General features: G+C 58.9%; 17 protein-coding genes, 1 tRNA gene and 3 pseudogenes. 11 read left to right on the top strand and 10 right to left on the bottom strand.

Annotated elements, in window-relative coordinates; genetic code table 11:
• Window position 1 precedes the first annotated feature (1 nt).
• On the bottom strand, window positions 2-1,219 hold the full coding sequence (locus ACQKPC_RS26530) for an MFS transporter (protein WP_427627470.1): 1,218 nt from the start codon (window positions 1,217-1,219) through the stop codon (window positions 2-4).
• Window positions 1,220-1,543: 324 nt separating this feature from the next.
• On the opposite strand from ACQKPC_RS26530, the gene ACQKPC_RS26525 reads away from it, so the two are divergent.
• The 5 genes and pseudogenes from ACQKPC_RS26525 to ACQKPC_RS26505 all read left to right on the top strand — a co-directional run bounded on the left by ACQKPC_RS26525 (window position 1,544) and on the right by ACQKPC_RS26505 (window position 6,737).
• On the top strand, window positions 1,544-3,601 hold the full coding sequence (locus ACQKPC_RS26525; protein WP_427627468.1) for a methyl-accepting chemotaxis protein: 2,058 nt from the start codon (window positions 1,544-1,546) through the stop codon (window positions 3,599-3,601).
• Between the two features lie 116 nt (window positions 3,602-3,717).
• A tRNA-Met gene (locus ACQKPC_RS26520) sits at window positions 3,718-3,794 on the top strand.
• Between the two features lie 149 nt (window positions 3,795-3,943).
• A complete protein-coding gene (ggt, locus tag ACQKPC_RS26515; RefSeq protein WP_427627466.1) occupies window positions 3,944-5,788 on the top strand; it encodes a gamma-glutamyltransferase in 1,845 nt (614 codons plus the stop codon).
• Window positions 5,789-6,059: 271 nt separating this feature from the next.
• Window positions 6,060-6,359, top strand: a pseudogene (locus ACQKPC_RS26510) (type II toxin-antitoxin system HigB family toxin); the annotation flags it as partial.
• Window positions 6,360-6,365: 6 nt separating this feature from the next.
• Window positions 6,366-6,737 (top strand): helix-turn-helix domain-containing protein, encoded by a 372-nt coding sequence (locus tag ACQKPC_RS26505; protein ID WP_427627498.1) that lies wholly within the window; start codon window positions 6,366-6,368, stop codon window positions 6,735-6,737.
• A 36-nt stretch (window positions 6,738-6,773) separates the two neighbouring features.
• Here the strand turns inward: ACQKPC_RS26505 and ACQKPC_RS26500 are convergent.
• The 3 genes and pseudogenes from ACQKPC_RS26500 to ACQKPC_RS26490 form a co-directional block, all read right to left on the bottom strand.
• Window positions 6,774-7,205, bottom strand: a pseudogene (locus ACQKPC_RS26500) (methyl-accepting chemotaxis protein); the annotation flags it as partial.
• A 108-nt stretch (window positions 7,206-7,313) separates the two neighbouring features.
• Window positions 7,314-8,000, bottom strand: a pseudogene (locus tag ACQKPC_RS26495) (PAS domain-containing protein); the annotation flags it as partial.
• Between the two features lie 208 nt (window positions 8,001-8,208).
• Complete coding sequence (locus ACQKPC_RS26490) at window positions 8,209-9,522, bottom strand: MFS transporter (protein ID WP_427627464.1); 1,314 nt, start codon at window positions 9,520-9,522, stop codon at window positions 8,209-8,211.
• Window positions 9,523-9,803: 281 nt separating this feature from the next.
• On the opposite strand from ACQKPC_RS26490, the gene ACQKPC_RS26485 reads away from it, so the two are divergent.
• Both ACQKPC_RS26485 and ACQKPC_RS26480 read left to right on the top strand, forming a co-directional pair.
• Entirely contained in the window at window positions 9,804-10,979 is a 1,176-nt protein-coding gene (locus ACQKPC_RS26485; RefSeq protein ID WP_427627463.1) for a hypothetical protein, read from the top strand.
• A gap of 180 nt (window positions 10,980-11,159) precedes the next feature.
• A complete protein-coding gene (locus ACQKPC_RS26480) occupies window positions 11,160-11,684 on the top strand; it encodes an SET domain-containing protein (protein ID WP_427627461.1) in 525 nt (174 codons plus the stop codon).
• Between the two features lie 7 nt (window positions 11,685-11,691).
• On the opposite strand, the gene can is transcribed toward ACQKPC_RS26480, so the two are convergent.
• The gene (gene can / locus ACQKPC_RS26475) at window positions 11,692-12,336 is read right to left on the bottom strand and encodes a carbonate dehydratase (protein ID WP_007896890.1); all 645 of its coding nucleotides are present in this window, start codon (window positions 12,334-12,336) and stop codon (window positions 11,692-11,694) included.
• Window positions 12,337-12,520: 184 nt separating this feature from the next.
• Here can and ACQKPC_RS26470 point away from each other — a divergent pair, with 184 nt between their 5' ends.
• Window positions 12,521-12,925 (top strand): serine kinase/phosphatase, encoded by a 405-nt coding sequence (locus tag ACQKPC_RS26470; protein ID WP_427627459.1) that lies wholly within the window; start codon window positions 12,521-12,523, stop codon window positions 12,923-12,925.
• Between the two features lie 120 nt (window positions 12,926-13,045).
• On the opposite strand, the gene rimI is transcribed toward ACQKPC_RS26470, so the two are convergent.
• The gene (gene rimI, locus ACQKPC_RS26465; protein ID WP_007896888.1) at window positions 13,046-13,498 is read right to left on the bottom strand and encodes a ribosomal protein S18-alanine N-acetyltransferase; all 453 of its coding nucleotides are present in this window, start codon (window positions 13,496-13,498) and stop codon (window positions 13,046-13,048) included.
• Window positions 13,491-14,231, bottom strand: a complete 741-nt coding sequence (locus tag ACQKPC_RS26460) for an energy transducer TonB (protein ID WP_427627496.1) — start codon at window positions 14,229-14,231, stop codon at window positions 13,491-13,493. The genes rimI and ACQKPC_RS26460 overlap by 8 nt, the downstream gene beginning before the upstream one ends.
• A 206-nt stretch (window positions 14,232-14,437) precedes the next feature.
• On the opposite strand from ACQKPC_RS26460, the gene mksB reads away from it, so the two are divergent.
• The 3 genes from mksB to mksF are packed head-to-tail and all read left to right on the top strand — an operon-like array spanning window position 14,438 to window position 19,243.
• Complete coding sequence (mksB, locus tag ACQKPC_RS26455; RefSeq protein WP_427627457.1) at window positions 14,438-15,715, top strand: Mks condensin complex protein MksB; 1,278 nt, start codon at window positions 14,438-14,440, stop codon at window positions 15,713-15,715.
• Entirely contained in the window at window positions 15,705-16,406 is a 702-nt protein-coding gene (gene mksE, locus ACQKPC_RS26450; protein ID WP_427627455.1) for an Mks condensin complex protein MksE, read from the top strand. Before mksB ends, mksE begins: the two co-directional genes overlap by 11 nt.
• Entirely contained in the window at window positions 16,403-19,243 is a 2,841-nt protein-coding gene (mksF, locus tag ACQKPC_RS26445; RefSeq protein ID WP_427627453.1) for an Mks condensin complex protein MksF, read from the top strand. Before mksE ends, mksF begins: the two co-directional genes overlap by 4 nt.
• A 223-nt stretch (window positions 19,244-19,466) precedes the next feature.
• Here mksF and ACQKPC_RS26440 read toward each other — a convergent pair whose 3' ends face one another.
• The 3 genes from ACQKPC_RS26440 to ACQKPC_RS26430 are packed head-to-tail and all read right to left on the bottom strand — an operon-like array spanning window position 19,467 to window position 23,032.
• Window positions 19,467-21,770: an MlaD family protein gene (locus tag ACQKPC_RS26440; RefSeq protein ID WP_427627451.1), complete on the bottom strand. Its 2,304-nt coding sequence runs from the start codon at window positions 21,768-21,770 to the stop codon at window positions 19,467-19,469.
• Window positions 21,763-22,386, bottom strand: a complete 624-nt coding sequence (locus tag ACQKPC_RS26435; protein WP_007896874.1) for a paraquat-inducible protein A — start codon at window positions 22,384-22,386, stop codon at window positions 21,763-21,765. The genes ACQKPC_RS26440 and ACQKPC_RS26435 overlap by 8 nt, the downstream gene beginning before the upstream one ends.
• Window positions 22,373-23,032 carry a paraquat-inducible protein A gene (locus ACQKPC_RS26430; protein ID WP_427627449.1) on the bottom strand — a complete coding sequence of 220 codons (660 nt, stop codon included), beginning with the start codon at window positions 23,030-23,032 and terminating at the stop codon, window positions 22,373-22,375. The genes ACQKPC_RS26435 and ACQKPC_RS26430 overlap by 14 nt, the downstream gene beginning before the upstream one ends.
• Between the last annotated feature and the right edge of the window lie 184 nt (window positions 23,033-23,216).

The following is a 23,216-nucleotide window of genomic DNA, read 5'->3' as shown; positions in this document are numbered from 1 at the left end:
CTCAGACTTTTCGGGTTCTTGGCAAGAAGATCGCCAACACCCCAAACAACGGCAAGAACGAACACAGGAAGTACACGTACTCGATGCCGTGGACATCCGCCAGATGCCCAAGCAATGCCGCGCCAATCCCGCCGAAACCGAACATCAGTCCGAAGAACACCCCGGCAATCATTCCGACGTTCCCTGGCACCAGCTCCTGGGCATACACCACAATGGCCGAGAACGCCGAGGCGAGGATGAATCCGATCACCACGCTCAGGATGCTGGTCCAGAACAGGTCCACATGGGGCAGCAGCAGCGTGAACGGTGCGACGCCAAGGATCGAGAACCAAATTACCGCCTTGCGCCCGATCTTGTCGCCGATCGGCCCGCCGAAGAAGGTCCCAGCCGCTACTGCACCGAGAAACAGGAACAGATGCAGCTGCGAGCTGGCCACCGACAGGTCGAATTTTTCAATCAGGTAGAACGTGAAGTAACTGGTCAGGCTGGCCATGTAGAAGTACTTGGAAAACACCAGAAGCCCGAGCACTACCAGTGCGCTGATCACCCGTCGTTTCGACAGGCCGTGAGTCGCTGCCTGACCTTGTTTGAGCTTGAACAGATTCAGATGGTTGGCGTACCAGCGACTGATCCGATACAGCACGAACAGCGCAAACAGCGCGAACAATCCGAACCAGGCCACATGACCCTGACCGTAGGGAATGATGATCGCCGCCGCCAGCAACGGCCCGAAAGCCGAGCCCGCATTACCGCCCACCTGAAACGTCGACTGCGCCAAGCCGAAACGCCCACCCGAAGCCAATCGCGCCACCCGAGAAGCTTCCGGGTGAAAGGTCGATGAACCGACACCGATCAACCCCGCCGCCAGCAGAATCATCGGAAAACTTCCGACCACAGACATCATCAGAATGCCGATCAATGTGCAGACGGTACCGGCCGGCAACAGCCAGGGTTTGGGATGACGATCAGTGTGGTAACCGACCCATGGTTGCAACAGCGAGGCCGTCAGTTGAAAAGTCAGGGTGATCAGGCCGATCTGGGTGAAGGTCAGGCCATAGCTGGCCTTGAGCATCGGATAGATCGACGGCAATACCGCCTGAATCAGGTCGTTGATCAAATGCGCCAGCGCCACCGCGCCGATGATGCGCATGACCAGCGGACTGTTTTGTGAAGTGGCGGGCGCCGACGTCGCGGCGGACTGAACGTTGCTGATGGCCATGAGAGTTTCCGTACTGCGGATGGGTGCGCACTGGCAGGTCGGTCAATGTGCCATTTTTCGGTGCGGTTGCGCCATCCCCTTAGCCTGCTAACGACTTCAAAAAAAGAAGGTGATAGCGCAAAGCCATGGTCTGAATCTTGCCTTGTTTGTCTGCTTCAACGCGGCCCCTTACAAAGGGAACCGAGAATGGGAAGTTTCGCTACAGAGTCGGCCGACAGAGCGGACCAAGGTGAACTTTCGAGGCCTTTTAGAAGGGCACAAGTCGCGGTCGCAATGACCTCGATGCACGCCAATGGGGCGTGGTGTCCAGAGGAGTCATGGGGCATGCAGGCTTTTTTATCACCGGGGATCGGGCTGCTGGGGCGATTCGGCTTCGCGCGCAAATTTCAGCTGCTGTTTCTGCTGTTTATCCTGCCACTCGCGGGCAGCCTGTGGATGATCGGCCAGGACCATCGTGACAAGTTGAGCCTGATCTCTGGCGAACGCGCCGGGGTTCGGCAATTGCTCGCCCTCGATGCGCTCGACAACCTGCTCGCCGCCCAGCGTGACCGCGCAGCTCGTTGGCGCGCCACCGAAACCAATCGCCAACCGACACCCGCAACCATCGCGGCGATGGCAGCGTTCGACGCGGTTCAGCCGGCCGTCGCTCAAGCCATTACGGACTTGGGCAATACCCTGAAAACCGAAGGCGCCGAGGGCCAAACCCTCACCCGCTATCAGGCTCTGCAAACCGCCCTCACCGGCCTGGACTCGAAAAGCCTGAGCAACGTCGGTTGGTGGCCAGACGGTTACGATCGCTTCACCCATGCCTTGAGTGCTCTGCAAGCCTTGCGCGAACAAATCGCCATGGACACTCGCCTGACCCTCGCACCGTGGCTCGAAACCTGGCTGCTGACGCAGATTTCCACTCAACACGCACCGGATCTGATCGAACGGGTCGGGCGTCTCGCCGCGGTCGGGCAGGCCTCAGTGGTATCCGGGCAGTTCACCCTGCAAAGCCGCCTGCAACTGCGGGACTTGCGCAGTCGCATCGGCGATGCGCGGGAGCAGCTTGCTAAAACGGCTGGCCTGCTGGAAACACGCCTGCCCAACGCCCTGCAAACCTGGGCCGGGCAATACCACGACAGCCTCAAGCACCTGGACGCCGGTTTGAAAGTGCTGGACGAGGGCGTCTTCGGCGGCAGCATCAACCTCAAGCCGGAAGACTTTGAACGCAGCCTCGACGCCCTCCTTGGCGACCTCGCCAAGTTGCGCCAGCAATCGTTGGTTTCCCTGGATCAACGACTGGATTATTACCACGGCTCGGCCATTCGCCAGTTCATTCTGGTGGCGACAATTTTTGGTTGCCTGCTGCTGGCCGCGCTGTACCTGTTTATCTGTTTACAGGCCTCGATCCGTCGCAGCGCCAGTGGCATCACACTCCTGGCCGAAGCACTGCGTGACGGCAACCTGAGCTTGCAAGTACCGGTGCAGGGCCGCGACGAACTGGCGGCGATCAGCACCGCCTTGAATGTTGCTGTGGTGCAACTGCGCAACAGTCTGTTGGGGGTCGATCACGAAACCCTGCAACTGAGCAACGCGGTGCGCGCGCTCAACGATCACTCCAGCGGCGCACTAGGCGAAGTCGAGGCTCAGCAGTTGCAGATCAGTCAGATCGCCGCTGCAGCCACACAATTGGCGGCGACCTCGCAAGGGGTCGCCCAGAGTTGCGAACAGGCCTCAGGCAGCGCTCAGCACACCCAGCGCATCGCCGCCGACAGCAGCCGAGACAGCCAACGCACGACAGCGAGTATTCAGCAGCTCAATCAGCGTTTGAACGACACCGCGGCGGCATTGGGTCGGGTCAGCGAGCAAGGACAGCAAATTCAGTTGGTGGTCGATACCATTCGCGGCGTCGCCGAGCAGACCAACCTGCTGGCCCTCAACGCCGCCATCGAGGCCGCACGGGCCGGCGAGCAAGGTCGTGGTTTTGCCGTAGTGGCCGATGAAGTGCGCAGCCTGTCGCAACGCACCCAGTCCTCCACTGCGCAAATCGCCGGTACCGTCGACAGTTTGCGCAGCACCGTCAATGAAGCGGTAAGCCTGATGGAAGCCGCTTGCGGCCAGGCACAATCGGACGCGCAAGCCGTCACGGGCCTCGGCGAGCGCCTGGGGGAAATCGCCAGCGCGGTGCAGAGCGTCACCGACACCCTGGCGCAGATCGCCACCGCTGTCGAAGAGCAAGCGAGCACCGCCGATGAAGTCAGCGGCAACATCCAGCAAGTCGATCAGGCGGCGGTACGCTTGCTTGAAGGCGCACGGGCGGTGAACCTGGCTGCGGACACCTTGAGTCAGGGCAGCAAGGCCTTGAGTGCGAATACCGGCAGATTTCAGCTCGGTTGACGCCATCCGCTGGCCCGATTTTTCGGGCCTGCGGGATAAGCGGTTGAAAGTGTGGAGAAATATTTTAAATTTACGCTTGACGCATCTTCGTTCCAGGTGAATAATGCGCGCCACTTGGCTACATAGCTCAGTTGGTTAGAGCATAGCATTCATAATGCTGGGGTCCGGGGTTCAAGTCCCTGTGTAGCCACCAAGTACTAAAAACGGCTTACCGAAAGGTAGGCCGTTTTTTTATGCCTCGAGAAAAGTGGCATTGTTTCAGGACAGCGGACCTGATTTGCGTCGCGTCTCCCAGGCCGATAAAGTCCCCGGACATTTTATCCCATGGACGGAGTGCCCCGCGTGTTCTCAGCCTTCCACTTGAGTCGCTATCGCCTGTCAGCTTTTTCGCTGATCGCCACCGCTTTAACCCTCGCCGCGTGTAATACCCTGCCCTCTTCGCCGCCAGTCTCTACTCTGCCGGTCGCGCCAGAAATCGCCTCCGGTTATCGCACCGACCTGCAGACCCGGCATGCCTCGAAACACATGGCCGCAGCGGCCAACCCGCTGGCAGCCGAAGCCGGGCGGGAGATGCTGCGTCAGGGCGGCTCGGCGATTGATGCGGCCATTGCCATGCAAGCGGTGTTGACGCTGGTCGAACCGCAATCATCGGGTATCGGCGGTGGCGCGTTGATTGTGCTGTGGGATGGCAAGGCTGTACGCACCTATGACGGGCGCGAAACCGCTCCGGCCGGCGCCACCGAGAAACTGTTCCTGCAAACCGACGGCAAACCGATGCCATTCACCCAGGCACAGATCGGCGGGCGCTCGGTGGGGACGCCGGGTGTATTGCGGGCGCTAGAGCTGGCCCATCAGAAACACGGTCGCCTACCGTGGACGAAGTTGTTCCAGCCCGCCATAGAACTGGCGGAACAAGGCTTCGCCATTTCGCCACGACTGCATCAGTTGATCGCGGCAGACGCGTTCATACAGCGCTCACCGGACATGGCCGCCTACTTTTTGAATGCCGATGGCAGCCCGAAAGCGATCGGTACACAGCTGAAAAACCCGGCACTGGCCGCAGTGTTCAAGCGCATCGCCAAGGAAGGTCCCGATGCCCTGTATAAAGGGCCAATCGCAAAAGAGATCATCGCCAAGGTTCAGGGCCACGCCAACCCCGGCAGCCTGTCGCTAAACGATCTTCAAGGCTACAAGGCCAAGGAACGCGCACCGTTATGCACCGACTACAAACGCTGGCAGGTTTGCGGCATGCCGCCACCGTCGTCGGGCGGGATCGCCGTGGCGCAAATTCTTGGCACCTTGCAGGCATTGGAATCCCGCGACCCGCGTTTTGCCCTGGCACCACTCAAGCCGCTCAAGACCAGCAAACCGGCAGGCATCGAACCCGCCCCAGAAGCTGTGCACCTGATCGCCGACGCCGAGCGCCTGGCTTACGCCGACCGAGCGCAGTATGTCGCCGACACCGACTTCGTACCTGTGCCGGTAAAAGGTCTTATCGACCCAACTTATCTGACCAGCCGCGCCTCCTTGATCGGCGATCGCAGCATGGGGCCGGCCAAACCCGGTACCCCGCCGGGCATTCGGGTTGCCTATGCGCCGGACCGCTCGCCACTGCGCATCTCCACCTCGCAAGTGGTGGCGGTCGATGACCAAGGCGGCGCTGTGTCCATGACCACCACCGTGGAGGCAGCATTTGGCTCGCACCTGATGGTCCAGGGTTTCCTGCTCAACAACCAGATGACCGACTTCTCGTTCATCCCCGAAGAAAACGGGCAAAAAGTCGCCAACCGTGTTGAACCGGGTAAACGCCCGCGCTCGTCCATGGCACCAACGCTGATCTTCGACCGTCAGAACGGCGAGTTCCTGGCCACCGTCGGCTCCCCCGGCGGCTCGCAGATCATCGAATACGTGGTCAAATCCACCATCGGCCTGCTCGACTGGAACCTCGACCCGCAAGCGGCCATCAGCCTGCCCAATTTCGGCAGCCGTAACGGCCCGACCGAACTGGAACAGGGTCAGTTCAGCACAGAGCTGATTCAGGCACTGAAGGACAAAGGGCACAACGTGAACGAGATCGACATGACCAGCGGGACTCAGGCGATTGTTCGGGTCAAGGATGCGCAGGGCAAAGCCGCGTTGGCCGGCGGGGCCGATCCGCGACGCGAGGGGGAAGCGTTGGGGGATTGAGTCGTACGCAGAAATAAGAAAAGGCTTACCGGGAGGTAGGCCTTTTTTTATTGGTGAAGAGTCCTGATCAAGTCTCTCGCGTAGCCTTTTCCTACCCTCAAATTGCTCTCCCTTGGATAGAGTGTGGAAACCACTCTTATCTCGTCTGTTCATCCACCTCATCAGATCAGCTATCGGGAGTGCCTGATTACAGGAGGCGAATTTACTCCCCACATGTCGGCTACTTCGCCACAAACTTGCACAAGTCCCACCACGGGACTAGGATCACGCCATGAGAATTATCGCCATCAGTCACCTGAAAAATTTTTGGGAGAGATACCCGGACTCAGAACAACCTTTCCTGGCCTGGATTGACGAAGCAAGGAAAGCGGACTGGAGGACGCCTGCTGACATCAAGGCGCATTTTGCCACCGCCAGCATTCTCAAAAGCCGCAGAGTCGTGTTTAACATCAAGGGCAATGACTTTCGGCTAGTCGTCGCGGTGGCCTACCGTTTCGGCGCCGTATACATAAAATTTGTCGGCACCCACAAGCAATACGATGGGATCGACGCTGATACCATCGAAATGGAATACCCCATGAACATTCATCCGATTCACACCGACGCGGACTATCGTGCAGCCCTCAAAAGCGTATCTGCACTATTCAACAATGAGCCTGAGCCGGGCACTCCCGAAGGCGATTACTTCGAGATCATGATTACCCTCATCGAGGCCTATGAATCGAAGCAGTTTCCTGTCGATCTGCCCACCCCGATCGACGCTATCAAATTTCGCATGGAGCAGTCCGGTCTGTCCGCGGCTGATCTGGCACCTGCCATTGGCCGGACAAACCGGGTTTATGAAGTGCTCAACGGTAAGCGTGCGTTGACGCTTCCGATGATCTGGAAGCTTCATGATCTATTTGGGATACCAGCCGAAAGCCTAATCAAGCCAGTGAAGCAGGCCTGATCTTTTTTAGGGCTACCGACACTTGGATTCAGGGCATCAAGTCGATAACTGATTGGCAAACTGCCCAACCGCGTTCACCACTTTCTGCGCCCCGTCCTGGATTTCGACGATCACTGTGCCCGCCTCCGCTGCCAGCGCCAGCCCCTGTTCGGCCTGGAGTTTGCCATCGGTCATCAGGGCCACGGCGTTGCGCGCCATGTCCTGGTTCTGGCGCACAACGCCGACAATTTCGTCGGTCGCCTGGCTGGTTCGCGAGGCCAGTTGCCGGACTTCATCAGCCACCACGGCAAAACCTCGACCCTGCTCACCGGCGCGAGCGGCTTCGATGGCCGCGTTGAGCGCCAGCAGGTTGGTCTGTTCGGCGATGCCACTGATGGTTTTGACGATGGTGCCGATCACCAGTGATTGCTCGTTCAGCGCCTCGATGCCTTCGCCAGCAGTTTGCATATGTTTGGCCAAGTCACGCATGACGTCCACCGCTTGAGTCACTACGGTGGTACCGCGCTGGGCGCTGCTGTCGGTTTGCAACGAGGTGCTGTAGGCGATGTTGGCCGCTTCGGCGACGGCCTGCTCCTGATTGACCTGATCGGTTATCACCGTAGCGAACTTGACCACTTTGTAGAGCTTGTTGTTGGCGTCGACAACTGGGTTGTAGGAAGCCTCCAGCCAGACCACGCGACCGTGGCTATCGATACGCTTGAAACGATCGGCCACAAATTCGCCGGCGTTCAAGCGGCGCCAGAAGTTCTGATACTCGGGGCTGTTGTATTCCTCTGGCTCACAGAAGGTGCGGTGATGTTTGCCCTGGACCTGCGCCAGACTGTAACCCATGCCGTTGAGAAACCGCTCGTTGGCCGTCAGCACGTTGCCATTGAGGTCGAACTCGATGACCGCCGTAGAGCGCACTAGCGCGCCGATCAGGTTCTCATGTTCACGAGACGCCTCGATGGTGCGGGTCAGGTCGCTGGAGTAAATCGAGAAGTGTTTGATACGGCCATCCGCGGAGCGCACCGGCTGCACGATCGACCGCAACCAGGCTTCGGCACCATTGCCCCGCAATAAACGAACCGTGCCGGCAAAATGCTCGCCACGGGTCAGCGCAGTCTTGAAGCGACGGTGGAATTCGTCCGACTTCACATGAACCGGGACGATGTCTTCGATGTGTCGGCCGATCAGTTCGTTGCCCTTGTAAAGCATTTCACCCATGAAGTTCTGGTTGACCGATTGAATCCTGCCATCGGAATCAAGGGTCAGGACCAGCATCTCGCTGTCCAGGCTCTCCTTGACTTGCTGAAGGCTGGAGAGTTCTTCGCGAAGAGCCGACAGCTCCTGCTTCAAGCGTTTGTTGAACATGGGAAGCACCGATGGACAAGGATAAAAAGCTGCATACAGCCTAGCCATCGGCTTTGGGGATATTTTCTGAAGAGTGTTTCAGGGTTGTCCTACAAAAATAGTGGCAACACGAACACCTTTATACCGCGCCGGCTACCGAACAGCGCCCAATTCGCGGTATTCGCGCGCCAAAGTACGCCGCACTGCTGATGCCCACCGCCCCCATCACTGCGCAGAAAATCACACAAATCCACGGACTCCACGGCATCAGACCGATCAACAACAGCGGTGTGACGCTGGCCCAGGCTGCGTAGGCAATGTTGTAGGTAAAGGAAATCCCCGAGACGCGAATCCGCGCCGGAAACAGGCTGACCATCACCGACGGCACTGCGCCGACGACCCCGCAAGAGAGGCCTGCCACTGCATAGGCCAGACCGAGCCACTGGCCTTCAATGATCAGGCAGGTGTAGAGCACGCCAATACCCAGAGGCAGCAGCAGGCTATACAGCATCACCGTGCGCCAAGCGCCGATGCGATCGACAAGCAGCCCCGCGAGAACACAGCCGATGTTCAGAAACACGATGCCCAAGGCACTCAGGGCGAAGGTATGACTGGCGGTCATGCCGAAGGTTTTTTGCATCATGGTCGGGGTAATGACCACGAACACCACCACGGCCGAGGTCAGCACGCAGGTGAGGATCATCGCCGGCAGCATCGCCAGGCGGTGCTCCCGCAGGACCGTGCGCAGCGGCAGTTCTACAGTAGCCTCGCGCTGGGCCTGCATCGCCATGAATACCGGGGTTTCGCTGAGCCAGCGACGCAGCCACACACCGATGACGCCAAACACACCGCCCAGCAGAAACGGGTAGCGCCAGGCGTAATCAAGGATTTCCGTCGGGGTGAACGTCTGAGCCAGAAATGTCGCCGTCAGGGCTCCGATCAAGTAGCCGAAAGTCAGCCCCGCCTGTAGGAAACCGAGGGCATAGCCGCGATGCCCGACCGGTGCATGCTCGGCCACGAACACCCAGGCGCTCGGCACTTCACCGCCCACCGCTGCGCCTTGCAGGACCCTCAGGGCCAACAGCAACAGCGGTGCGAAATAGCCGATCTGGGCGTAGGTCGGCATGATCCCGATCAGCAGACATGGCAACGCCATCATCAAGATGCTCAGGCTGAAAACCTTCTTACGCCCCAGTCGATCGGCGAAATGCGCCATCAGGATTCCACCCAACGGACGCGCCAGGTAGCCGGTAACGAAAATCCCGAAGCTTTGCAGCAGGCGCAGCCATTCGGGCATTTCGGGTGGGAAGAACAATTGGCTGAGGGTCAGCGCGAAAAATACGAAAATGATGAAGTCGTAGATTTCCAGCGCACCGCCAAGGGCTGCTAGCCCCAATGTTTTGTAGTCCGAGCGGGTGAAGGGCGTCGGGCGCGCGTCGGTGTTGGCAGTCATGGCAAAGAACTCTGGCAGGCAAAAAACCAAGGCGCCCATGGTCTACGCAAATGCGCTTGTGGACAACCCATCAGACCCTGGTCCCAAACACCCAAAACAACGTCAGCACTGGCCCACTCTTCCATCCCTCACTGCCAGCGCCCCGACGAAAGATGCTTTCGCGGATGAAGGATGCTCTCAGACTGGCGATCTTTTCATGTGGGTACTGGACCGTTCGACACAAGTAGTTTCAGTATGTACTCGCCCCGCCTCCGAGGGCTCACGCTGAAAAGGATCTGAGCATGTTAAAACTCGCAGGACTCACCCTGGCCGCACTCACCCTGAGTACCGCCGTCCACGCCGATGTCGATCTGAATCTGGGCAGTACCGAACGGGTCACCCGGCTGTTCTCCTACCCCAACAACTGCAACGTCATCTGCTATCGCAACTGGACGCTGGAGCAGACCGTCGAGCATTACCTGACCCAAAGCGTACAGCGCGATGGCTACAAAACCGCAAAAGTTCTGGTAAAGACCGACAACAATCAGCTCTACGCCAATATCAGCGGTGTACCCAAAGGCTATGACAAACCACTGACCGCATTGCTCCAGGCTGGGGATTTGGCTTACAACGGCGCCAGCAAACTGAGTGCCGATGGCAAATGGACCTATAACTGGTACTTGTTCCTTCCGCTGGGAATGGCGCTGGAAAACCGCAAAAGCGTCGAACTGCTGCACTTCCCGCCGGATTATTCCCTGACCCAGGCCCAGGATTACCTGGAGTCCAAGACCACCGACCGTTGGGCCACGCTGCTGACGAACAACGGCATTCCCGCCGACCAGACACCGGGCTATCAGACCATCATCGACATCGCGCCGATTGCCGCGCCGTCCAGCGCCGGCAAGGACCTTGAAGGCGTCTATGACTACTTCAAGGATTACCAGACCACCATGGTCAAGGAAGTCAGCCAGAACGCCAGCGGCGCAGCATTGCCAATGGTCGCCTTCGGCGCACCGGTACGTAACTGGATCAAGCAACAATATGGGCCGACCGTAGACGTGCTGGGCCTGGCAACCATCAGCCCGAGCGAGGGTGTGAAAGTACCCGTACTGGGTTCCAACCACCCGAGCTACATCTGGTACGCCGCCGATCCCGAGGCCTATAGCGGCAGCGATGCCCAGGCCAAGGCCGATGCTGCGGGGCTGAAAGTCATGGGGCAGGATTTAAGCGCCGCGTGCTGGCAGGCCGGGATGGGCAGCAAACCGGGCACTGACCCTACCGTTCAGCTGAAAAGCTGTACTCAGACCTGGCAAGTGACCCAGAAAGAAAAAACCTGCGAACTGTTCTACACCTCGATCCGCAACCTGACGCCTGAACAGGCCGTGGCCAAGTGCTCGACAGCGCAGGTCAAATCTCAGTTGAAACAGTTGAAGAGTCCAGCCCTTGTGACCTCCTCCGCCCCTGCTCCACACTTGTAAAACGATAAAGCTCTTTCTCGCGTGAGCCATGGCTGACGCGGAAAAGAGCCTTTTTCGCCTGTCATATTTGACAGTAGACTGATTGTTTCATTTGCGAGAATCTTGGGGCATACCATGTGCTGCAGGGCTGACAGGATGTCAGTAGACGGCGGTCGTAGCACTCGCCTGACAAGGATTGTTATGAGAGCTCATGCAGAACAGGCAATACCCCCACCGCCATCGAATGGCATCTATCCGTTTGTAGAATTGCCCCTTCGTCTTGGGTTCCCCTCCAAAGACGACTTTGAAATCATCTACAACGCTCAGGGATTGGCAGTGGCTGTCGTGGCACTGCGCGAGTTCTCGCGCATCAGCCGAATCTGCCGGGTTTCCGGACATTTGCTGCCCTATCGCTGCCGACACACTCGGCAACTGGCGCCAGGAATCCACCTCTACGATCCGCGCTTCTGCGGCCTGCTGAGCCACTCCTGCGATCCCAACGTCTTTCTCGACATGAGCGAGCTGTGGTTATGGGCACTCAAGGACATCAAAAAAGGTGATCGACTGACGATGGATTTCGCCGCGACAGAAGACAAACTGCAGCGGCAGTTCGCTTGCCGCTGCGGTTGTCCCTGCTGCCGTGGCTGGATCATCGGCTATGACGAGTCGCCGAACGCCAATGGAGAACAGTTTTTTCAACACTGGCGTCGACGAAGTTCCAGCTGAAAGGCTCCTACAACGTTTCGACCGGACGCAAACGGTACTGCGGTGGCAACTGTTCGAAACCGCTGATGGTGGCATTCAGGCTTTTCCAGCGTCCATCCTTGATGCCATAGATGCAACCATGGACCGACAGGCTCTGACCGCGGTGCCAGGCGTTTTGCACAATGCTGGTATGACCGACGTTGGCCACCTGCTGGATCACGTTGAGCTCGCAAAGGCGGTCGACCCGCTCTTCTTCGGTGGACAACTTGGCCAGTTCGTCGCGCTTTTCATAATAGAGATCGCGAATCGAGCGCAACCAACCGTCGATCAGGCCCAACTGACGGTCCTGCATCGAGGCGCGTACACCGCCGCAGCCATAGTGGCCAGTGACCAGGATGTGTTTGACTTTGAGTACGTCGACCGCGTACTGAATCACCGACAGGCAGTTGAGGTCGGTGTGCAATACAACGTTGGCCACGTTGCGGTGCACGAACAGATCGCCCGGCAGCATGCCAACGATTTCATTGGCCGGCACGCGGGCATCGGAGCAACCGATCCACAGGTATTCCGGGGTTTGTTGACGGGCCAGTTTGGCGAAGAAATCAGGATCTTCCTGGGTGATCGCGTCGGCCCAGCGCTCATTGTTATCAATCAGATCTTGTAATTCGTTCATGCAATGAAGCCTCAAGAATGATGCGTAGCTTTGACAGACAACCGCCTGTCGGGGTCACGCGCGCGATGCAGATACCCCCCTGATGCCCTGATGCCTATAACGGCGAGCCGACGTTCCCTGCCGGTGGAATTCTCGCAAGCCCAGTGGGTCAACTGTAGTAAGGCCTACAGTATGAGGGAATGCCATGACTGATTCACGACGTCCGTTCGATAAGGCGCAACCCGAGCCCATCGATGACAACGAAGACCGCATGGGTTCAGTGCATGAGCTGAATTTCGACGAGGAAGAACCAGGCACCAGAATCGGCGACCTGATCCCCGAACGCGAGCGTGCGCAGAAAATCCCCGACGAACGTGTCCGTGAAGCTGGCATGACCGGCGGCTCGACCGATGACCATGAATCCACCGACGATGACATGAGCCCGGAAACCTTGATCCGTGAAGACGGCGCACGGGACGCCCACGAAGAGGGTGAAGGCGGCCAGGCGGATTGGGATTTGAGCATTGTCGATGAGGACGACATCGGCGGGGGCAATGGGTTGGACGAAGCAGAGATGGCGCAGCGCGATCCAATGGATGGCAAGCGTTGATCTACAGATTTGACCAGATTCCAACGCAGGAGCTGCCGAAGGCTGCGATCTTTTGATCTTTTATTGCCGCGACATGGAAAGATCAAAAGATCGCAGCCTTCGGCAGGTCCTACAGATGTGTCAGTCAACCAAGGTGCAGGCCATGACGACCGCATCTTCACGCCCGCCAACAGCGGGGTAGTAATCGCGCCGACGTCCGATTTCGTTGAATCCATACCGCTCATACAACCGAAACGCCGCCCGGTTGCTGTCGCGCACCTCCAGAAAACATTCCCGCGCCTCTGCCTTGTAGGCAATCGACATCAAGTGCTCCAGCAGCGTCAAACCCAGGCCTCGGCCCTGATTTTCAGGTTTGACGGTGATGTTCAGCAAATGCGCCTCGTCGAGAATGATCTGCACCACGCCATGACCGACCTGCTGCTGCCCTTCGAACATCAGCCAAATCTGGTACTTGCCCAGGCCATCGAGAAAAATCCCGCGGGTCCAGGGGTGGCTGTAAGCCGCGTATTCAATTTTCAGTACAGTGTCCAGGTCCGCCTCGGTCATCGGGCGGAACGATACAGCGTCACTCATTCGATTCTTTCCAGCGCGCCATCAGCCGACGCATGGCTTGCCAGACATCAGCCTTACGCTGTGGCTCTTCCATTAATAATTCCAGACCCGGCAGGGCCCAGACCGACCCCAGGCCTTCGACCTGAAGTTCACGGTTGAAGGACTCGGCGTTGGCCTCACCGGCAAAACGCACCGCCGGCAAGCCGATCAGCCACAAGCAGACGCATGGAGCGTCTTCCAGACGGGCTGACAGAAAGCCTTGTACGAAATCCCGAGCCGCTTCCGGCCCCTGATCCATGGTGCCGCGAGCCAGCAGCGGCCAGCGCACCGGCTCGCCGACGATCTGCGGGCTGTCCGGCAGGCCGGCGGCGCGCAGCATATCCTTGAGCAACAGATAGGCCGGATCGCGGGTCTGGAAGCTTTCGCCTGTGGGTAACTCCACCAGCAACAGGCAACGACCTGCGCGCAGCAATTGAAGGGCGAAACGCGGTGGCGGCACGACCGGCGCCTTGACCGCGACCGGGGCCTCCTCTTCTTCGACCTTGGCGTTCGTACGGGTGCTGGCCAACGATGGCCGTGGCACTTCGATTTTCACCCGCTCGGCCGGTTTGACCACGGGCTCCATCGGTGCCTCGGCCACAGGAGCCGGCGCAACCGGAGTGATGACCAATGGCTCGGACATCTCCAGCAGTTCGGGGCGCGAGGGCGCAGCAAAGGGCAATTCGGTGCGCGGCAGCCAGTTGACCACCTGCATGGCGGTCAAATAAGCGCGGCGACGGGACTCGATAAGCAAAGGTCGGCCACTTGTGGATAACTAAAGTGCGGTGATTCTACCGCCCTTCGCTCAAGATCGCCCACGCTTGATCGATAGAAAGCCAACTGTCCGTCCCGAGAGTGAATCGCAACGGGCGTGATGCAGTACAATCGCGACTTTTAATCGCCAACCAGCCGGCCATTCCGATGATCGAACCCAAGCGCGTCTTGCGCGCCCTCGCTGAACACTGGGCACTTCTGGAGCCACTGTGCGAGCACTTCGACCAAGGCACCCTGAGCCTCAACGAATTGCGTTCACAGTTGGCCGCCCAGCAACTCGACAGTACGCCGCAGGACATCACCAGCCTGCTGGACGTGTGGATCCGCCTCGACATTCTGGTTCCCGTGGCGAAAAGCCCGAACCGTTTCGAGCTCAACGCGCAGATCCACGATTTCCTCGCTTACCTGCGCCGTGAGCACCGTCTGGGCCTGTGCCTGGAAATCGAAGCCTATTTGCGCCATCTCGAGCGCCTGGCCGGTTACATTCAGGACGCCTTCGACATTCGCGACGGCAATGATCTGGCGCGCCAGTTGCGCCTGCTCGACATGCGCGTGCGCGATGTGCTGAAAAAACTCGACAACGACGAACAGGCGTTGGTGGCCGTCGCCGAACGGGCGAAAACCAGCGATCGGCAGATCCCGCTGCGTCAGCGCTACGCTGAAGTGCTGGCGACATGGGACGAATACGTCGAGCCGATGATTGAACTGGTGAACGCCGACGGCGCCTTCGAACAAGGCGTGCGCAAGGTCGAAACGGTCCTGCTGAAGATGCTCTCCGAACAGCAGCGCCTCGGCCATCTGGTTGACGACGACATGCTGCTGCGCACTCACGCACGCATCCTCGAAATGCAGACCAGCGCCCAACTGACGCTGCGTCATGCCCGTGAACTGCTGCTGCCGCTGCGTGAAGAAGCCCGCCGGCACAACGCCGTGACCCGTGGCGCGGCGCTGGCCTTGTCGGCCATTCGTCGTAAAGGCATCGATGCGGTACCGCAAGCCGCGATGCCGATGTTCACCCGGCCGCAAAGCACCTTCCTCGGGAGCGCCAGTCAAGTCGAAGCCTACGTGTACGCCTTGGCCCGTTTCGAACCAAAACCGGCGCGTTTCCCCAAGGCGCACAAGACCCAGAAAGGCGAAGCCCCGCGCGCGCCACGCACGGTTCGCGAAATGCTCGAGCGCTGCGAAGACGCCCTGCCGATGCCGGACCTGATGACCTGGCTGCTGGAGCAGGAGCCGGACGGCGCTACCGACGAATTGCTGTACTGGTTCTCGCGCCTGTCGCGGGAAAAGCGCTTCAAACGCGAGCGTCTGGAACGCCGCGATTACCACACTCACGAGCATCAGGTCAGCCTGCGCTCCTTCGCCCTGCTCTCGGCCGGCGACACCGCCGCCGAGGATTCTGCGAGCATCCCACATGCATCTTGATCTATCCGAACTGTCCCAGCTGGCGCCGATCTTTCGCGAGCTGTTCAAGGGCTACCACGTCAGCCGCCGCGACCCGGAGCTGTACGCGCAACTGTCGAACTTCCAGGACCAGTACCGTACGTTGTTCAAGGCGCTGGGCTTTGAACTGGTCTGCGACACCCGTGGTTTCTATTACTTCGTTCCGGACCTGGCTGCGGCGGCAGTAAACAAGACCGCACAACGTCTGGCGCTGTTCACCTTCATCCTCGTCGAGCATCTGGCCGACCAGGGCCGCGACCCGATCTCCGTGCTCGACGGCGGCAGTCTCGGTCGTGATGAACTGCCATCGCTTCTGGAAAAGTACCGCGACCTGTTCATCCAGGCCGAGGTCCAGACTCAGGACGAACTGGAAGAAAAGATCATGCGCCGCATGACCCAGCTCGGTTTCGCCAGCGAAGAGCCCGGCATCTATCGTTTCCTGCCGCCGATGCACCGTTTCCTCGACGTTTGCCTCTCGGTTCAGCAGGACCGCGATCTGGCGGCCAGCCTGCACAGCGTGTTGCCATTGCCGGTCCCGGTGCTTATCGATGACGACAGCGACGAGAAGCTGCTGCAAACAGACGACCCGCTGGATCTGAGTGACTTCGCTGAAGAAAGCGAAGAAGACGCCATGGCCCGCGCCATTGCCGAAGAACAGGAGACCGACGCATGAGCAAGGAACGCTACGGCATTCGCCGCTTTGCCCTTTTGAACACCGCCGGTTACAGCCTCGGCCTGTTCCCGCTGGAAGAGCCGTTGTCGGTTTACGGGGCGAACAACCTCGGTAAATCCGCATCGATCAACGCATTGCAGTTCCCGATTCTGGCGCGCATGTCGGACATGAGTTTCGGCAAGTACAGCCTGGAACAATCCCGACGCTTCTACTTCGCCTCGGACACCAGTTACATCCTGGTGGAAGTCTCCCTGCCCCACGGCCCGCACGTAATCGGCGTGGTCGGACGCGGCCCGGGCGGCGGTTTCGGTCACCAGTTCTTTGCCTACGCCGGCAAACTCGATCTGGCCCATTACCAGAAAGACGACACCTGCCTGCGGCAAAAAGAGCTGTTCACCAACCTTGAGCGCGAAGGCCTGAAAGCCTATGAACTCAAGCCGGATGAACTGCGTCGTTTGTTGGTGGGCGGTCACACCTCGATTCCGCTGGACCTGACGCTGATCCCGCTGCGCTCCACCAGCGAGCAGAGCCTGAAGACCTTCCGCGCCCTGTTCATCAACTTACTGCACATGCGCGAAATCACCGCGGCCAAACTCAAGCAGTTGTTCCTCGATGCCTTCGAACACAGCCTGCGTTCCGGCAGCGTCGACTACATCGCCGCGTGCGAAGAAGCCTTCCGCGATGTTCGTCGCATGGAGCAGGACTACAACTCGCTGGTTACCGCCGGCCCGCTGGTTGAAGCGCTGGCCGCAGGCGTGGCCCAGCGCAATATCCTGCGCGGCAAACTGCATCGCCTGTCGCCGCTGCTCGACTCTCTGCTCGGCACCTGGTCGGACTACGCCAGTGCGCGCAAGGAAGAGCTGACGATTCAGGCCGAGCACTATCGCAACGAGCAGGACGCGCTGCAAAACGATCAACGCGGCGGCACTCAGGAGCTGATGCGTCTGGAGCGGGAAATCACCGGCATCCAGCGCTGGCTCGGCGAGTTGTCGGTGCTCAAGCATCGCTTCGCGCTGGTCGATGACGTCAAAGTCCTCGAGCAGCAACTGCTCGCCGCCAAAGACGCGCACGACGAACTGGCCGGTGCACTGGCCCAGTCTCGCCAGTTCAGTGCCGAAGACCTCGAAGAGCGTCTACGCGATCTGGAAAAACGCCTGAAGTCGGTCAAGCAACAACTCGATCACGCCGACAACAACAGCTACGCCCGTCTGCGCGAAGAGTTCTCACAACAGGACGTCGAGCGCCTGATGCGCCTGTTCAACAGCGCGTTGTTCAGCCTGCCACTGGGTGAACACGGCATTACGCTGGACGAGGACGGTCAGTGGGTCAAATCCATGGAACTGATTCTTGATGGCTTCAAAGGCGAGCGCTTCGAAGTGCCGGGCCTGTCCATCGACATCTCGCACATTGAGCCGCCAGCGCTGCAAGCCCTGGCTGACCGCGCGGCGCTGCGCGATCAGAAAGACCGCCTGGAAAAAGAACTCAAGCAGCTGAAAACTCAAGCTGCCGTGGCAGCCGACCGCGCGGCCAGCAAGACCCAGACTGAAGCGCTGTACCAGCAAGTGCTGGATGCGCAGAAAGCCCTGGAAGATTTCCGCCGCGCGCAAACCCTGAGCGCCGAGGAAGGCGACAAGCTTGAGCAGTTGGCGCAGATGGAAGCTGCTCAGGACGAATTGAAGCGTTCCAGCGATGCCTTCACCGAGCGCGTCCAGCAACTGTCGGCCAAGCTGCAACTGGTCGGCCGGCAGATCGGCGATATGGAAGCCAAGCAACGCACCCTCGACGACGCCCTGCGCCGTCGTCAGCTGTTGCCGGCGAACCTGCCATTCGGCACGCCGTTCATGGACCCGGTCGACGACTCCATGGACAACCTGCTGCCGTTGCTCAACGACTATCAGGACAGCTGGCAAGGCCTGCTGCGCAGCGACGGGCAGATCGACGCGCTCTATGCTCAGGTTCGCCTGAAAGGCGTGGCCAAGTTCGACAGCGAAGACGATATGGAGCGTCGCCTGCAGCTGCTGATCAACGCGTACGCACACCGCACCGACGAAGCCCTGACTCTCGGCAAGGCCCGTCGTGCAGCCGTCACCGACATCGCCCGGACCCTGCGTAACATTCGCAGCGACTATGACAGCCTCGAACATCAACTGGCGCTGTTCAACCGCGAGATCAACAAGCGTCAGGTCTCCAACCTGCAAAGCTTCCGCATCGTGCTCGCGCCGAACAAGGAAGCGCTCAAGCACATTGACCAGATCATCCACAGCGCCGGTCAGTACGAAGAAGGTGAAACCCTTTCCGTCTTCGACCTGAGCCAAAGCGCCGATCAAGACAACAAGAACGAAGAGGCCAAGGAATACCTGGCGCGGCTGGTGGCGGCAAACCACAACCAGCTCGGCCTCAAGGATCTGTTCGAGCTGGCGTTCGAGATCACCAAGGTCAACGGTCAGCCGGTGATCCACACCGACATCGACGGCGCGGCGTCCAACGGCACCACCATGACCATCAAGGCACTGACCAACATGTACTTGTTGCTGCACTTGATGGACCGCGACCAGGCCGGTCGCGTACGCCTGCCGTACTACCTCGACGAAGCGGCGGACATCGACGAGAAGAACCAGGCAGCACTGCTGGAAACCAGCCTGCAATTGGGCTTCGTGCCGATTCTGGCGAGTGTGAAGCCGCAAGTTTGCGCCAGTGTCGCCATCGACCTGGAAGGCGGCAGCGGCCCGAACGGCATTTACATCGACGAGGCGGACTGGAAGTACATCCGTCGTCACGATGAAGTGAAGGCAACCGTTGTTGTACAAGCTGATGAGCCAGAGCTGGATGCGGTCTGATTTGACTTAATCCAAGCCAACAAAAAGGCCGCGATCCAATGGATCGCGGCCTTTTTATTTGTGGGTACATTCTTGAAATTTTGAGTGGACTTGAAGACCTATTCGCGGGCAAGCCCGCTCCCACAGGGTTTTGTACTGAACCCGGATTTTGGGTACGCAACCGATCACTGTGGGAGCGGGCTTGCCCGCGAAGGCGTCTTCTCAGACGCCCAATCAACCTGGATTATTTACCGATCGAAATCTTCGGCGCCCAGGTCAGCCACTCATCTTCGAACTGGTCGAACAATGGAAAGGTTTGCTCAGCCCGCGCCGGAACACCCATGCGATCGCCATCCGGTGTGGCAAACGCAATGCCGCCCTGGACCAGCGTCTCCAGCGATTCGGTGCGTATTGTCGCGCCTTTGAACAAGCCGTAGTCAAAACCAAAACCACTGGTGTTCCAGAACCGCGTGCCACTGCGCACCAGCGGCGCATACTTCGGTTCGATCAGGATGTGCACCAACACACGATCAGCCGTCTGGCCCAGTTCATAGCCGGTCACCTTGCCTACCGTGATTTCGCGATAGGTGACGGGGACGCCTGTCTTCAGCGAACCCCGACGAGCAGCGCTCAACACCAGGCTTAAACCAGCCTCTTCCTTGGCGATTTCCGGAGGATTGGTCAAGGCCACGAAAGTCTTCTGTGGGCCGAGGTTCTTCGGCGCCGGTTGTACTTCGATGTATTGCCCGGTGACCAAAGTGTCGAGGTTCGAGGTTTTAATCAGACCGAGCTCAGGTTTAACCACCCAGAACTGACTGCCGACCCGAGCGATACGCTCCGGCACTTCGGTGATCCGCGCGGCCAGCAGTACTGATTGAAGGTCATCACTTAGGTCGACGTCCTCAATCTTGCCAACGTCCAGGCCTTTGAATCGAACCGGCGTGCCACTTCGCAGGCCATCGGCGCGATCGACCTTGATCGTCACCATAGTGCCTTTCTGCGTTGCCTCATCATGGTTGGCATGCAGGCGGAAGCGCGGAATACGCTTTTGCAACGGCGCTTTGGCTTCCGGGGTTTCGAAGGCGATGCCACCGGCCATCAGGCTCTGCAACGACTCACTTTTGACCTGGATGCCGCCGGTTAATCCACCGGTGAGCGTAATGCCGCTGGCATTCCAGAAACGCGTCGAGGCGTTGACCAGCCCTTCGTATTCCTTCTCGATATGCACCCCGATCACCAGCTGCTTTTTGGTGCGGGAGAATTGATAGCTTTGAACCGAACCGACCTTGACCTGTTTGTAGAGAATCGGACTGCCGACTTCCAGAGAACCAAGGTTGTCGGTGAACAACACCAAATGCAGGCCGGGCGAACGCAGATCCAGCGGCGGCGCCTTGGGTCGTGCTTCGAACTCGCGCTGCGGCGCACCGCCCTTGTCGCCTGGGCGCACGGCAATGTAGTTGCCTTTGACCAGCGCTTCCAGGCCTGTAATACCGGCGAGCGAAATCGATGGTTTTACCACCCAGAACTGAGTGCCGGTGACCAGATAGTCCTCGGCCAGCGGGTCGAGAGTCAACTCGGCGGTCGCACTGGACAGGTCCGGATCGACCTTGAGCGTTTTCAAATTGCCGACCTGGATGCCTTTGTACATCACCGGCGTACGACCGGACTGCAGGCCTTCGAAATCGCTGAGTTTGACCTTGACCCGAATACCGGCTGCCGCCGCGTCGAAATCCTCATAGAGACGGAACGGCAGGCTTGGATCGGTAGGCGGGCTGTCCTTGCGATTTTCCGGAGTGGCAAATGCAATACCACCAGCGACGATGCTGGCGAGGGACTCGCTACGTACTTTCACACCAGAAAGGTTGGCGTCGATACTGATGCCGCTGGCATTCCAGAAACGCGTGTGTTTACGCACCAGGCTGGCGTAGGTCGGCTCGATGAAGACTTTGAGTTCGACAGTATTCTGGTCTGCGGACAGCACGTAGCTTTTGATCTGACCGACCTGGATCTGCTTGTAGAACACCGGGCTGCCGCGATTCAGCGAGCCGAGGCGATCAGCCTTGATGGTCAAGTGCAGGCCGGGTTGCGCGTCCGATAGCGGAGGCTCCTGGGCCAGGGCTTTGAACTTGCGGGTCGGCTCGCCTTCGCCTGGGCTAACGGCCACATAGTTACCCGAGACCAGCGTCTCCAGGCCCGTGATACCGGCCAGACTCACGCTCGGTTTGACCAGCCAGAACCGCGTGCTGGTCTTGAGGTATTGCTCCACGTCCTTGTTCATCTCGATGGTAGCGATCACTCCTTTGGAGCTGCCTTCGTCATCGAGTTTGAGGGCTTTCACCTTGCCGACCGACATGCCTTTGTAGACAACTTCGGTCTTGTTGGCCTGAATGCCTTCGCCACTTTCGAAGCGCACCTGAATCTCGATGCCCGTCTCGCTGTAGGCACGCCAGCCGAGCCAGCCGCCGATGATCAAGGCGATCAGGGGCAACACCCAAATAGCTGACCAGTTCGAGGCCGGTCGGGTTTTCGCTTTAGGCAAATCAGTCATGGTCGTCGTCCGACTCCGTGTTATCCCAAATCAGTCGGGGATCGAAAGTTACTGCGGCAAGCATCGTCAGAATCACCACACTGGCGAAGGCGATGGCGCCAAGATTGGCTTCGATGCTGGCAAGCCGTCCAAAATTCACAACCGCCACCAGAATGGCGATTACAAAGATATCCAGCATCGACCAGCGGCCGATGAACTCGATAAAGCGGTACATCAGAATTCGCTGGCGTGCCGAGAGCGGCTGACGGCGCTGCACCGAAAACAGCAGCAATGCGATGCCCACCAGCTTGAACGTGGGAACCAGAATGCTGGCGATAAAAACCACGGCGGCGATTGGAATCATGCCGTGCTGAACCAGCTGGATCACACCGGACATAATGGTGCTCGGATCGCCCTGCCCCAGGGAATTGACGGTCATGATCGGTAGCACATTGGCCGGGATGTAGAGAATCGCGCCCGTGATTAATAACGCCCAAGTACGCATCAGACTGTTCGGGCGGCGGGCGTGAACCAGCGCACCGCAGCGAGTGCAAACCTGCTCGTCGGTATCGGCTTCCTGTTTATTCAATTCGTGGCATTCGGCACAAATCAAAATGCCTGCATCAATCGCCCGCATGGGCATCCTCTCCTGATAGAGCCTGCCAGATCTGGTGCGGTGACATCACTACTTCCAGCCAGACCTGAACCAACAACAAACTGATGAAGCACACCAGACCAAGACCTACGGTGATCGCCGCCATATCGGCCAATTTGACGATCGCAACCAGTACGCCCATGAGGTAAACCTCGAGCATCCCCCAGTCCCGTAGATGGTGATAAATGCGGTAGAGCAGCAGGCCATAACTGCGTCCGATATCGAAGCGAATACTCAGCAACACGAACAGCTGGCAAAGCAGCTTGAGCAGCGGAATCCCCATGCTGCAAAGGAATACCACTGCCGCTACGCCTCGCATACCGGTATCGAACAGACCGACAACGCCACTCCAGACAGTATCGTGCGACGACTGTCCGAGTAGATGGAGCTGCATGATGGGTAAAAAGTTCGCCGGGATGAACAACAACAGCGCGGCAATGACCAAGGCGAGACTGCGCTGCACGACATAGTGTCGATGGGCATACAGCTCATAACCGCAGCGTACACAGATGGCTTTCTCACCATGAGCAAGCTCAGGCTTGCGCATCAGCAAGTCGCACTCATGACACGCTACCAAGTCGTCCAGCGGTAAATCTGACAGCCCTGGGGCGTCAACCGGATCTGGCATAAAGGCTCTGGCTCCAAATAAGTTGGACCTATTCTAGTGTCCTGACTCGAAAATAACTGTGCAATTTTGTATTGTCGCCAGAGTGCTCTTTTCCTGCGGGCAAAACAAAACCCCTACCTGCATACGCAGATAGGGGTTTCGGAATTTAATCTTGACGATGACCTACTCTCACATGGGGAAACCC

Origin of the sequence: Pseudomonas sp. NPDC089918 (assembly GCF_050280605.1) — a bacterium.
Lineage (GTDB): Bacteria > Pseudomonadota > Gammaproteobacteria > Pseudomonadales > Pseudomonadaceae > Aquipseudomonas.
Note: the sequence above shows the minus strand (reverse complement) of the source record. Positions and strands in the feature narration are given on the sequence as shown.

Coding starts and splice junctions, on each gene's coding strand:
- ACQKPC_RS26530 (WP_427627470.1), bottom strand. CDS start 1,219: ATGGCCATCAGCAACGTTCAGTCCGCCGCGACGTCGGCGCCCGCCACT.
- ACQKPC_RS26525 (WP_427627468.1), top strand. CDS start 1,544: ATGCAGGCTTTTTTATCACCGGGGATCGGGCTGCTGGGGCGATTCGGC.
- ACQKPC_RS26505 (WP_427627498.1), top strand. CDS start 6,366: ATGAACATTCATCCGATTCACACCGACGCGGACTATCGTGCAGCCCTC.
- ACQKPC_RS26490 (WP_427627464.1), bottom strand. CDS start 9,522: ATGACTGCCAACACCGACGCGCGCCCGACGCCCTTCACCCGCTCGGAC.
- ACQKPC_RS26485 (WP_427627463.1), top strand. CDS start 9,804: ATGTTAAAACTCGCAGGACTCACCCTGGCCGCACTCACCCTGAGTACC.
- ACQKPC_RS26480 (WP_427627461.1), top strand. CDS start 11,160: ATGAGAGCTCATGCAGAACAGGCAATACCCCCACCGCCATCGAATGGC.
- can (WP_007896890.1), bottom strand. CDS start 12,336: ATGAACGAATTACAAGATCTGATTGATAACAATGAGCGCTGGGCCGAC.
- ACQKPC_RS26470 (WP_427627459.1), top strand. CDS start 12,521: ATGACTGATTCACGACGTCCGTTCGATAAGGCGCAACCCGAGCCCATC.
- rimI (WP_007896888.1), bottom strand. CDS start 13,498: ATGAGTGACGCTGTATCGTTCCGCCCGATGACCGAGGCGGACCTGGAC.
- ACQKPC_RS26460 (WP_427627496.1), bottom strand. CDS start 14,231: ATGCAGGTGGTCAACTGGCTGCCGCGCACCGAATTGCCCTTTGCTGCG.
- mksB (WP_427627457.1), top strand. CDS start 14,438: ATGATCGAACCCAAGCGCGTCTTGCGCGCCCTCGCTGAACACTGGGCA.
- mksE (WP_427627455.1), top strand. CDS start 15,705: ATGCATCTTGATCTATCCGAACTGTCCCAGCTGGCGCCGATCTTTCGC.
- mksF (WP_427627453.1), top strand. CDS start 16,403: ATGAGCAAGGAACGCTACGGCATTCGCCGCTTTGCCCTTTTGAACACC.
- ACQKPC_RS26440 (WP_427627451.1), bottom strand. CDS start 21,770: ATGACTGATTTGCCTAAAGCGAAAACCCGACCGGCCTCGAACTGGTCA.
- ACQKPC_RS26435 (WP_007896874.1), bottom strand. CDS start 22,386: ATGCGGGCGATTGATGCAGGCATTTTGATTTGTGCCGAATGCCACGAA.
- ACQKPC_RS26430 (WP_427627449.1), bottom strand. CDS start 23,032: ATGCCAGATCCGGTTGACGCCCCAGGGCTGTCAGATTTACCGCTGGAC.